The 10,468-nt window shown below is 34.7% G+C and carries 13 protein-coding genes, 1 tRNA gene and 1 pseudogene; 6 read left to right on the top strand and 9 right to left on the bottom strand.

The window, feature by feature from the left end; all coding sequences use genetic code 11:
• From A9G41_RS10990 to A9G41_RS10960, 7 genes and pseudogenes are all read right to left on the bottom strand, one after another.
• A partial coding sequence (locus A9G41_RS10990; RefSeq protein WP_143425461.1) for an IS3 family transposase occupies positions 1-348 on the bottom strand: 348 nt, incomplete at its 3' end.
• The gene (locus A9G41_RS10985) at positions 348-605 is read right to left on the bottom strand and encodes a transposase (RefSeq protein WP_176700436.1); all 258 of its coding nucleotides are present in this window, start codon (positions 603-605) and stop codon (positions 348-350) included. The genes A9G41_RS10985 and A9G41_RS10990, both read right to left, overlap by 1 nt.
• A 75-nt stretch (positions 606-680) precedes the next feature.
• Positions 681-1,789, bottom strand: a pseudogene (locus A9G41_RS14785) (IS1182 family transposase); the annotation flags it as partial.
• Between the two features lie 1,083 nt (positions 1,790-2,872).
• Positions 2,873-3,094 (bottom strand): helix-turn-helix transcriptional regulator, encoded by a 222-nt coding sequence (locus A9G41_RS13660; RefSeq protein ID WP_065583337.1) that lies wholly within the window; start codon positions 3,092-3,094, stop codon positions 2,873-2,875.
• Positions 3,087-3,680, bottom strand: coding sequence for a hypothetical protein (locus tag A9G41_RS10970; protein WP_065583338.1), 594 nt, complete (start codon positions 3,678-3,680; stop codon positions 3,087-3,089). Before A9G41_RS10970 ends, A9G41_RS13660 begins: the two co-directional genes overlap by 8 nt.
• A 22-nt stretch (positions 3,681-3,702) precedes the next feature.
• Positions 3,703-4,239 (bottom strand): YbhB/YbcL family Raf kinase inhibitor-like protein, encoded by a 537-nt coding sequence (locus tag A9G41_RS10965; RefSeq protein ID WP_065583339.1) that lies wholly within the window; start codon positions 4,237-4,239, stop codon positions 3,703-3,705.
• 342 nt (positions 4,240-4,581) lie between these two features.
• Positions 4,582-4,669: transfer RNA gene (locus tag A9G41_RS10960), tRNA-Ser, on the bottom strand.
• Between the two features lie 182 nt (positions 4,670-4,851).
• On the opposite strand from A9G41_RS10960, the gene A9G41_RS10955 reads away from it, so the two are divergent.
• Genes A9G41_RS10955 through A9G41_RS10930 form a run of 6 tightly spaced genes read left to right on the top strand, consistent with a single transcriptional unit; the run spans position 4,852 to position 8,375 of the window.
• Positions 4,852-5,178, top strand: coding sequence for a TusE/DsrC/DsvC family sulfur relay protein (locus A9G41_RS10955; RefSeq protein ID WP_442903296.1), 327 nt, complete (start codon positions 4,852-4,854; stop codon positions 5,176-5,178).
• 21 nt (positions 5,179-5,199) lie between these two features.
• On the top strand, positions 5,200-5,496 hold the full coding sequence (gene ftsB / locus A9G41_RS10950; protein ID WP_065583340.1) for a cell division protein FtsB: 297 nt from the start codon (positions 5,200-5,202) through the stop codon (positions 5,494-5,496).
• Complete coding sequence (gene ispD, locus A9G41_RS10945; protein WP_065583341.1) at positions 5,496-6,209, top strand: 2-C-methyl-D-erythritol 4-phosphate cytidylyltransferase; 714 nt, start codon at positions 5,496-5,498, stop codon at positions 6,207-6,209. Before ftsB ends, ispD begins: the two co-directional genes overlap by 1 nt.
• Before the next feature lie 4 nt (positions 6,210-6,213).
• On the top strand, positions 6,214-6,699 hold the full coding sequence (gene ispF / locus A9G41_RS10940; protein WP_065567912.1) for a 2-C-methyl-D-erythritol 2,4-cyclodiphosphate synthase: 486 nt from the start codon (positions 6,214-6,216) through the stop codon (positions 6,697-6,699).
• 21 nt (positions 6,700-6,720) lie between these two features.
• A complete protein-coding gene (gene truD / locus A9G41_RS10935; RefSeq protein WP_065583342.1) occupies positions 6,721-7,743 on the top strand; it encodes a tRNA pseudouridine(13) synthase TruD in 1,023 nt (340 codons plus the stop codon).
• A gap of 5 nt (positions 7,744-7,748) precedes the next feature.
• Positions 7,749-8,375: a protein-L-isoaspartate(D-aspartate) O-methyltransferase gene (locus A9G41_RS10930; RefSeq protein ID WP_065583343.1), complete on the top strand. Its 627-nt coding sequence runs from the start codon at positions 7,749-7,751 to the stop codon at positions 8,373-8,375.
• Between the two features lie 96 nt (positions 8,376-8,471).
• On the opposite strand, the gene pnuC is transcribed toward A9G41_RS10930, so the two are convergent.
• Together pnuC and nadR are read right to left on the bottom strand one after the other, a co-directional pair.
• Positions 8,472-9,161: a nicotinamide riboside transporter PnuC gene (pnuC, locus tag A9G41_RS10925; protein ID WP_065583344.1), complete on the bottom strand. Its 690-nt coding sequence runs from the start codon at positions 9,159-9,161 to the stop codon at positions 8,472-8,474.
• A gap of 6 nt (positions 9,162-9,167) precedes the next feature.
• A complete protein-coding gene (gene nadR / locus A9G41_RS10920) occupies positions 9,168-10,400 on the bottom strand; it encodes a multifunctional transcriptional regulator/nicotinamide-nucleotide adenylyltransferase/ribosylnicotinamide kinase NadR (protein WP_065583345.1) in 1,233 nt (410 codons plus the stop codon).
• Between the last annotated feature and the right edge of the window lie 68 nt (positions 10,401-10,468).

The raw sequence follows: 10,468 nt of genomic DNA, 5'->3' as shown, positions 1-10,468 counted from the left end.
ACCTTGTTTATTGGGGGCTAATAACCTTTCCGGGCATCGTGGAGGAATGCGTTTTTTACGCTTTACCCTGAGATTAAGCTTTAATTCACAATACACCCGATATACCCGTTTATGATTCCATTGATAGCCGAGCTTTCTGATACGATTAAAACATTTAGGAAAGCCCCAGCGTAAATGCCGGTCTGTGATAGCATTCAACACCGAAACAATCACCGAATCATCCTGTAACTTAGCTTGATAATAGTAAGCACAACGGCTTAAACCAACAATGGCACAACTCATAGCAATAGTAACTGAATGATTTTGTTGTAGTTGCTGTGCCCACGTTTTACGTGCCCCTGTTGGCACTAAAGCTTTTTTATGATTTCTTCCTGAAGCTGGGATTTTAAGCTCAGTTCGGCAAACATCTGCTTAAGCTTGCAGTTTTCAGCCTCCAGCTCCTTTAAGCGTTTAATATCCGACGTTTCCATACCGCCGTATTTTTCTCGCCACTTATAGAAAGTTGAATTACCCATGCCATATTTGCGACAGAGTTCCTTGACAGGAATACCTGCTTCAGCTTCTTTTAAAATAGCGACGATTTGATGTTCAGTCATTTTTTTCATAATTAAATCCTCTTTTACTTTTATCATAGAGAATTTTCTACTTTTTGGCTGTACTATTTTAGGGGATAGTTACATGATGACTTTCTGTGTATTTTTACTCTGTGTACACTGTGACAATAACGGACAGATTTTGCAGGTTGTTGCATCAGAATGATAATGACGATAACCTTCCCTGCTGGTAGTTTTATATATTAATGTTTGCCCGTTTGGGCAAGTATAAGTATCGTTTTGACCGTTATAGATAAACTGCTTTTTTCTGATGGGATTCGCACCATGGGTGGAGCGACGATAACCCAACACCGGATATATCTGCTCTGCCAGCAGTAAATGGCAAATGGGAGCCGTAAAATAACCCGCATCAAGACCGACACCAACCGGATTAAAGCCAAACCGCTCTAACTGGCGTTTTAATCGAGCCATGTAAGGCTGGGGATCATGGATATTTCCAGCTGTGACATAGGTATCGGTAATTAAATTATGTTTGCCATCAACCGTTCGGTGATCTAAGTAGAAGAATCCTTTAGGCTTGCCTTCCCGATGCATAAAGCCACTGTCCGGATCTGTTGTACTGACTTTAACCTCCTTGTATTTCTCTACCGTCGATGGCTTTAAGGCTTTTTTCCGTTTAATTTTCTTTCTGCGTTGATGGCTTGATTAAGCGCATCAATATATTGACTGGGCTCAACAATACGCTGCTCATTACGTGCTTTGCCTTTATTGGCATTTGCTTTTAGGTGAGTACTGTCCGTATATAATACCCGACCACTTATCAACCCTTTGGCAATGGCCTGCTCAACAATATTATCAAAAATCTGTTGATAGATTTCACTGTCATTAAACCGACGGCGACGATTTTGACTAAGTGTTGAGGCGTCAATCACTTTTTCGGTTAATCCCATTCCCAGAAACCAGCGGTAAGCTAAATTGACCTGAATTTCCTGAACCAGACGACGTTCACTGGGGATACCGAAAAGATATCCCAATAACATGATTTTAAACAGTCTGACCGGATCTTCTGCCGGACGACCGTTATTAGGGCAATAAAGTGGTGCTACCGCTTCTCGAATAAATTCAAAATCAATGACTTTAGCTATTTTACGAACAAGATGATTTTGAGGGACAAGCGCATCTAGCGAGATTTGCTCTATTTTTTCTGGTGTCGCTGGAGTTGGTTTTTTTAGCATAGAAGAACTTCTCTTATAATGGACTCCTCTCTATTAGATCAAAAAACTCGCCAAAAAGCGAGTTCTTTGTCATCAATCTGACCCTAGTTTATCTAGGGTTTTTTATTATGTTATCAAGTTAATTTTCCAATGTATTACGAGGTGCTCCATCTGCTTTCAGCCTAGTTTTCTTTTGTATTGCGGTAAACTTCCTATTTGATACTTCTACAACACATGGAGCCATAAATGTTTCATTTTTACATGGAAGATGGATACTCTTAAATAATTGCCAAAATTGGTTTTTAATAAACTTTCATAATAAAAAAACACGCACTGATTATAAGTGCCATTGGTTATTATTTTCACATTGTTCAGCAATCATTTTTCTTAGCTCTGATGAGTCAAAATCAGGTTCATATTCTACTTTTGCCTGACCTGTTTTTGAACAAGCTCTATCTTTATAGTTGCTAGATTTTAACCCTTACTAAGTATGAAGTTATTATCCTTTTCTAGTCAACGAGAAATAATAACTCATTGAATAAAAATAATAATACAAGAAAAATACGCGTTTATTTGTAGGGTTTTCAGCCTGAATTATCACCATCTTAGTGGGCAGTTCAATACTGTCAAGTTAACTGTTTTTGTATAGGAATCTCAATACAGATAATCTATCAATAACACATCTTTGATTATTTGCTACTACTTGCGGCTATATTGGTAGATTTAGTATGTAAAAAAGTGAAAAATGAAGAAGTAATTGGCGCTTTAAGATAATAAGAATTAATGTGAAACGATATGCTAAATTTTAACATATTTATTTTTAAAATAAGCTTAAAGAAGATGGCGGAAGCGCAGGAAAAAATAAAAACATCCAGTTAATTACAAATAATTGATTTTATATAATTTATTCATTACTCACCTCATATATATAACTGTGTTCTACCTTTTAAAAGTGGACTATATTGGATTGCTATGGGCTAAAATAATATGGTGTTCAATCAAAGTCAAACCGAAGTTCTGAGTGATGATCATCAAATTTAGCTTTATGAAAAAAGTTAATTTGACGGTGCCAACCAAAGAATTACAAAACACTCTGGTTCAAAATTATCTATCTCTCATGTGCTTTGGTGAAAAACCGAACCGCTTACGGAAATAAATTGCAAATCTAGATCCTGAATCATATCCAACTTCTTGTGCGATTTGTGTAATATTTAAATGAGTGGTTTGTAGTAGCTTTAATCCATAACTCATTCTTGCCTCAAACAGTATATTAGACAAACTTGTTCCTTCATCAGATAGGCGTCGCCTTAATGTTGACTCACTCATGGCAAAATGTTTTGCAATTGCTTTTGATTGCCATTTTTGTAGGTGCACCTAAGATTAATCGTTCCAGCTTCTGCTTAAGACCTTCATTTACTGAGATAGGAAAATTAATATTTACTATTTCTAAGCATCGTAATAATTGTATAAATTGATGTAAAAGCAAATCATAATTTGAGAGAGGATCTTGAATAATACTGATTGTATAATTTATTGATGCATTAAAAATATTGGGAACAGATCGCACGATTTTTATCTGATAGGTAAAGTCTGTTGACTGTGTGGTTTTTAAAGACTCATACTGTTTTAGTATTTCTTGTGACCAAGTAAAACAGTCGGCCAAATAAATTTTATTTTGAATATTTTGATTAGTAATATCTAAAAGACTGTTAGCAGGAACAACTAATAATTCTCCTGCTAATATCTCATAAATTTCACCTTTATAGCTGATAACCTTTGATCCTTGAACTACACGAATTAACATTGGATCAACTATTCTCACCTGCGATGATTTATAATTACAACTTTGTGAAACTCGTGAGTACTGACCTAATGTAGTAAGCTGCTGTGATTTTTTTATTACCTGATTCAAAAAATATCCTATTAGCAATATTTTATTGCTGATAATTGTACATTATTGTTGCTTTACCTAATAGATTCGTATTTGCAATAAATCCTATTAATGCGGGTGATGTTGAATCACTAACATTAATATGTTCAATACTCAAAGCATAAATAGTAAAAATATAGCGATAGCTTGTGCCTTTGGGTGGGCATGGCCCCCCATAATAAACATTACCAAAATCATTGCGCACAGCTTTGCTTCCTTTTGGTAATAGTAAGGTATTATTACCTGCATTTTTTACAATATAATTTACATTCGCTGGTATATTGGCGACTACCCAGTGCCACCAACCAGAGCCAGTTGGCGCATCTTGGTCATACATAGTAATGACGAAGCTTTTTGTGCCTTGAGGTGGATCGTTCCAACTAAGACTAGGTGAAATGTTCTCACCTTTACAGCCAAATTCATTAGCAATATATTGACTAGTAAAACCATTCTTGGACAGATCACTACTTTGTATGCTAAAGCTTTGTGCGAAAGTATTAAAACTGACTAAATACAAAATAAAAATTATTATCTTTTTCACTTTATTTCTCTTATCATAAATTAGAGTGAAATTATTTTAGATAGAAAATAATAAAAATTCTGCACAAATTAGCTCAATTATAGTACAAATGTGCTTAGATAATAATTCTATTTAGAGTTTAGTGAAGTTTTTTAACACGATTTGGTGCTATTAATTTAACCCATCCCTTGTATGGATATTGTCAAATTAATTTTCTAACATGGGTTTAAATTAGAAGATAGCTATCAAATTACAATTTACTATTAAAAGTTAACTTGACAGTCCCCAAAAAAATATTAAAACATGGTATTTTATTTGATATGAGTTTTTAGATATTGATTTCTTCTATGCCTTGAGAGAAGATGGCGGAAGCGCAGAGATTCGAACTCTGGGAGGGTCGCCCCTCGCCGGTTTTCAAGACCGGTGCTTTCAACCGCTCAGCCACACTTCCGCAATGGCTGTAAATACTAAAGTAGACTTGCTTATTTGTAAATAGCTATTTTAATATTTTTTATCGTTTGCTTTAAATTTAATCAAATTATATAGAAAACACATAATGATGGCGCTTTCTTTTTCAAAATTAGTGTTGGATTTTGATTAATTGAGTATAATAAAACGCAAATGAATTAGCGTATGTTAAAAATGTTAGAGCAAATAGAAACCGATGATAAAGGCTATTTAAAAAACTGGCAGGATTGGACTATTGATTTGGTTCCTGAACTGGCTGCTAATGAGTGTATTGAATTAACCGATGCGCATTGGGAGGTTATCTTATTTGTCCGTGATTTTTACTTAGAATATAAAACATCACCAGCTATACGTGCGTTAGTTAAAGCGATAGAAAAGAAGTTCGGTGCACAAAAAGGCAATAGCCGCTATTTGTATAAGTTATTTCCTGATGGCCCAGCTAAACAAGCGACTAAACTTGCAGGTTTACCAAAGCCAGTTAAATGTATATAAATAAAGGATAACGTTACATTCATGAGAAGATGGAAGCTCCCTTTATTACTATTAGTTGTGTTTGGTTATCTCCAATATTCTTTATGGTATGGCAAAAATAATGTGTACGATTATCGGGATAATGTAGAGATGTTAGCCAGTTTGCGGGCTGATAATGAGAAATTGAAGGCTCGTAATGAGCAAATGTTTGCTGAAATTAACGATCTACAACGTGGTTCTGAAGCGATAGAGGAGAGGGCTCGCAGTCATTTAGGTATGGTAAAAGCTAATGAATATTTTTATCGAATTATCATTGATTCAGATTCAAAAAAACGATAATGCATAACATGAATAATCTTAATAATATTATCGCTATTGTGCCAGCTGCAGGAATTGGTTGTCGCATGAATAGCCAAATCCCTAAACAGTATTTAAAAATCGATTCAAAAACAATCTTAGAACACACACTAAATAAATTATTAACACATCCTCAAATAGCGAAAGTTATTGTTGTTATTAGCCCTGAGGATAACATCTTTAGCTCGCTCTCGATAGCTTCGCACGATAACATTAGTATCACTTTAGGCGGTAAAACTCGTGCTGATTCTGTGTTAGCTGGATTACAATTGTTAAATAATAAGCAATGGGCATTAGTTCATGATGCCGCAAGACCTTGTGTGGATCATGATGACATATCTCGCTTGATAGAAACGGTGATCAATAAAAAGCAAGGTGGTATTTTGGCTATGCGTATTAACGATACGATAAAACGAGCATGCCAAGATAATGACACTATTATTGATTACTCTGAAGATCGAACTTATTTATGGGGTGCAGCAACACCTCAATTATTCAATGCTGGTGAGTTAAAATCTTGCTTACAACATGCTTTAAATAACCATATTACAATTACTGATGAAGCTTCAGCTATTGAGTATTGTGGAGGGCATCCTTTATTAATTGAATGTCGTCGAGACAATATAAAAATAACGCGTCCTGAAGATTTAGCGTTGGCTAATTTTTATTTAACTAAGCAAATTTTAAATAGGTAAAAATATGAGAATAGGTCATGGATTTGATGTCCATAAGTTTGGTGGTGAAGGTCCAATTACGCTTGCTGGTGTAAAAATTCCTTATCAATATGGACTTATTGCTCATTCTGATGGCGATGTTTTATTACATGCAATAACAGATGCGCTGATTGGTGCATTAGCATTAGGCGATATTGGTAAGCTATTTCCCGATACAGATCCAAAATATAAAGGCATAGATAGTCGGATCTTATTGAAAGATGTGTACAGTATTGTTCAAGTTAAAGGTTATGAATTAGTGAATTTAGATGCCACTATCATTGCGCAAGAACCCAAGATGAGACCGCATGTTGATCAAATGAGAGTTAATATAGCTGAAGATTTAAAAGTTCATTTTGAGCAAATTAGTGTAAAAGCAACAACAACCGAGCAGTTAGGCTTTACGGGACGTAAAGAGGGCATTGCTTGCCAAGCAGTAGTATTATTAGCTCGAAAAACTAAAACAGATTAAATTTAAAAGTAGGCAATACAAGTGTTAACACAACTTAATTATTTATATGGAAAACCGACAGCCACAGGGCAATATAAGCAACAATACGAAGATTTTGTCGTTACAGAACATCTTGGTTTTGAGTTGACTGGTGAGGGTGAGCATGTTTTAGTTTATTTGCAAAAACGTGATTGTAACACTATTTTTGTGGCTGAACAGTTAGCTAAATATGTTGGTATTTCAACTAAGTTAGTGAGTTATGCAGGATTAAAAGATCGTCAAGCGATAACAACGCAATGGTTTAGCTTACATATGCCAGGTCAACAAACGCCAGACTTCTCAGGATTTGATTTAGCAAATTGTCAGATATTAAAAGTTACCCGGCATAATAAAAAATTAAAAATAGGGGCGTTAAAAGGTAACTATTTTAAAATTATTTTAAGAGATTTAACCGCTCAATCTGAAATCGAATCTAAATTAGAATTGATCAAACAACATGGTGTGCCTAATTATTTTGGTGAGCAACGCTTTGGCCGTGGTGAAAATAATATTACCCAAGCTATAAACTGGGCAAAAGGGGCTATTACGGTTAAAGATAGAAAAAAAAGAAGTTTTTATCTCTCTGCAGCGAGAAGTGCTATTTTTAACGACATTGTGAGTAAACGAATTGAACAACAGCTTCATAAAACTGTTATTGATGGCGATATATTACAACTAGCACAACGCAGTAGTTGGTTTGTTGCACAAACAGATGAGTTAGCATTGTTACAAGCACGTTTAGAAAACGGTGAGATTAATGTTACAGCACCAATGATGGGGGATTCACCACTTGGTACACAATTTAAAGCGTTGGAGTTTGAACAAGAATGTTTAGAAAATTGGTCTGAATTTTATGATCTATTTAAAAAAGAGCGCGTTGAGACAGCAAGGCGCTCACTATTGTTACGAGCAGATCAACTCAATTGGCAATGGTTAGATTGTCATAGTCTTGAACTTGATTTTTATTTGCCATCAGGTTGTTATGCAACAAGTGTGATACGTGAATTAATAATAGAAAATGAGTAGCCAAAATGCAAAGCCCAAAAATGCAGTCCCTAATTAAATTTTTGCGTCAACAAGCAATAAAAGATGAGCGAGTTTTAGATGCTATCGCTTCAATTCCTCGAGAACATTTTGTTGATGAGGCGTTGTCTCATCAAGCTTATGATAATTGTCCCTTACCAATAGGTAATGGGCAAACTATTTCTCAGCCCTATATTGTAGCAAAGATGACCGAATTATTAAGGTTAGAGCCTCACTCAAAAGTGCTCGAAATTGGTACAGGATCGGGATATCAAACTGCGGTTTTGGCAAAATTAGTTAAACATGTTTGTTCGCTAGAACGTATCAAGAGTTTGCAATGGAATACTAAACGCCGTTTAAAACAACTTGATATTCATAATATTTCGACACGTCATGGTGATGGTTGGTTAGGTTGGCCAGAGCGAGGGCCATTTGATGGTATTATCGTTACTGCCGCCGCATCCGAAGTGCCACAAAGTTTATTAGAACAATTAGCAGATAAAGGCCGGCTAGTTATTCCTGTTGGCGAAAATAAACAGACTCTCCAATTAATTGAGCGTGATGGACATAATTTTATCGTGAAGGATATGGGTGAGGTAATATTTGTTCCTTTAGTTAAAGGCGATATAGAATAATGGGCCTGTATTTCAAATAGAAAATAAAATATTTATTTTCTATTTTTATACTGAAACACGCTTGGCCCTAAAATCTTTTGACAATATCTTATATATTTATTGTTTCTGCTTAGAACGTTCCCATTCACAGATTCCATAAATAGCATTAAACAAGTAAATTAAGTATTGTGTTGCAATAACGATATTGTCGGTATAGATATTTAAACCAATTACCAGTACATTTAATATAACCCATAAATACCAGTTAAACGCATAGCGCATCATCAATAATAATTGAGCAACAATACCTAGACCAAATATAAAACAGTTAGTTATTAGTTGGTAGGTTGTATTAGTTGCACCAATTTTATCCGTTAAATAAATATTAATAAAAGCGGCAATAATAAGAAATATGATTGTATATAAAAATGTGGTTTCATTGAGTGAGCGAACTTTAACGTTTTTATTATTATCAAGGTTCTTTTTCCAAGTGAATAAACCATAGATGTGTGAACAAAAATAGTAGACTGGCGGTAATCCTGCACCAATATTGCCGCCAAGAACATTAGCACAACATTCTGCAACTACGGCAAACATACCTAATACATTCCCCATGTTTTTACGTTTTGCTAATAAGATAACACATAGCAGACCGCAAAAAGCGCCTATGTAAGAAGTAGCATAGCGTAAATCAAATTCAGTAAATGGGTCAGTGTATAAGAATGCTAGTGTTACACATAATATACAAAAAAATGGATAGAATTTACTGCGTCCAATTAAAATGGCAAGATTGCTTAATTTATTCATAATTTATTACTCTTCATCATTAATAAGTTGATTAACTAGTTCAATGCAACGTAAATAACGTTCTTCGTAATCGGGCGATTCTATTTCTATATATTTGATATTATTTTTTTCTAATAACGTTATTAATAGTTTTTGAAAATCTTTACGTTGTTTTGGACTGCCTAAATGACGTAAACCGTCAGCCACCCATGGCGTGTTATTGCCAAGTAAAATCACTAAATCAAAACGATAGTTATTGATCATAGCTTGTAAAAATGGATGTTCTTTACCTTCATATTTTTTACAAAAAGCTTGAGTTGTCACAAAATCGGTATCAATAAACGAAATTTTATTGGCATGTTTTATGGCAAAATCGATATATTGTGCATGCCCTAATGCGATTTTATCGTAATCAGCATACTGTAATGCGCGTTCGTCCCCGCCAAGTTGAGAAAATACATAATCCCGACCATATTCCCATGCACTGGTTGTGTTAAATACGTTTGCTAGTTTATTCACTAAAGTCGATTTACCACTAGATTCACCTCCTAAAATGGCAACGGTTCTAACAAAAAATGGTCTTACTTCTGTTGGGATGTATTGCCAATTTTTGAGTGGTGCTTGGCGAATTTGAGTTCCACTAACTTGCATAAATTGCCGTTTTGGATCAATAAGCACCGTGTCTAAATTAAACAAATCTTTATACATAGCAACATCTTGTGGTTCGCTTGAATACACAAGATCAGGGTTAATACCTTTGGTTTTAAATAATTTTTTTACCCGCTCACTCCATTCATGCCAACCATTAGGATAAGCTGGAATACCGTCTTCTTCGAGTAATTCAATGTGGATATTTTTTTGATATTTAAAAGTTTGCAGTAACCAGCGAATACGATCGTTAATTGTTGGTTGGCGGGACATAGCACTTTGTTCAAATAGTGTCATATCACGAGTTGTATCAGAACAAAGTACGACATAGAGTTCATCCACTTGGCTGATTGCGCGCTGAATGAGATAGATATGTCCTGTATGTAAAGGATAAAACTTACCAAAAATAACCCCCACTTTTTTGTTTTGGGTTGATTCTTCAATTTGTAAATATTGATGAAGTGATTGTAATTTTTGTGCACTTGGATTTTTAATTTTATTATTAATTAGCTGGCTTAGGTAGCCTTTAGTCATGTGGCAGGCATCGGCAACCGTTTGTAATGATATGTTTTTTCGCTTTATTACTGTTTTTAAATAACTGAAGTCACACATAAGATCTCCTTATATTTTGTTTTTTATTTTAAACGCAATATAAATCAATTTTTAGTTTTGTTCAATAT

The sequence above is a fragment of the Gilliamella sp. Nev5-1 genome (assembly GCF_001690895.1).
Taxonomy (GTDB): Bacteria; Pseudomonadota; Gammaproteobacteria; order Enterobacterales; family Orbaceae; genus Gilliamella; species Gilliamella apicola_C.
Note: the sequence above shows the minus strand (reverse complement) of the source record. Positions and strands in the feature narration are given on the sequence as shown.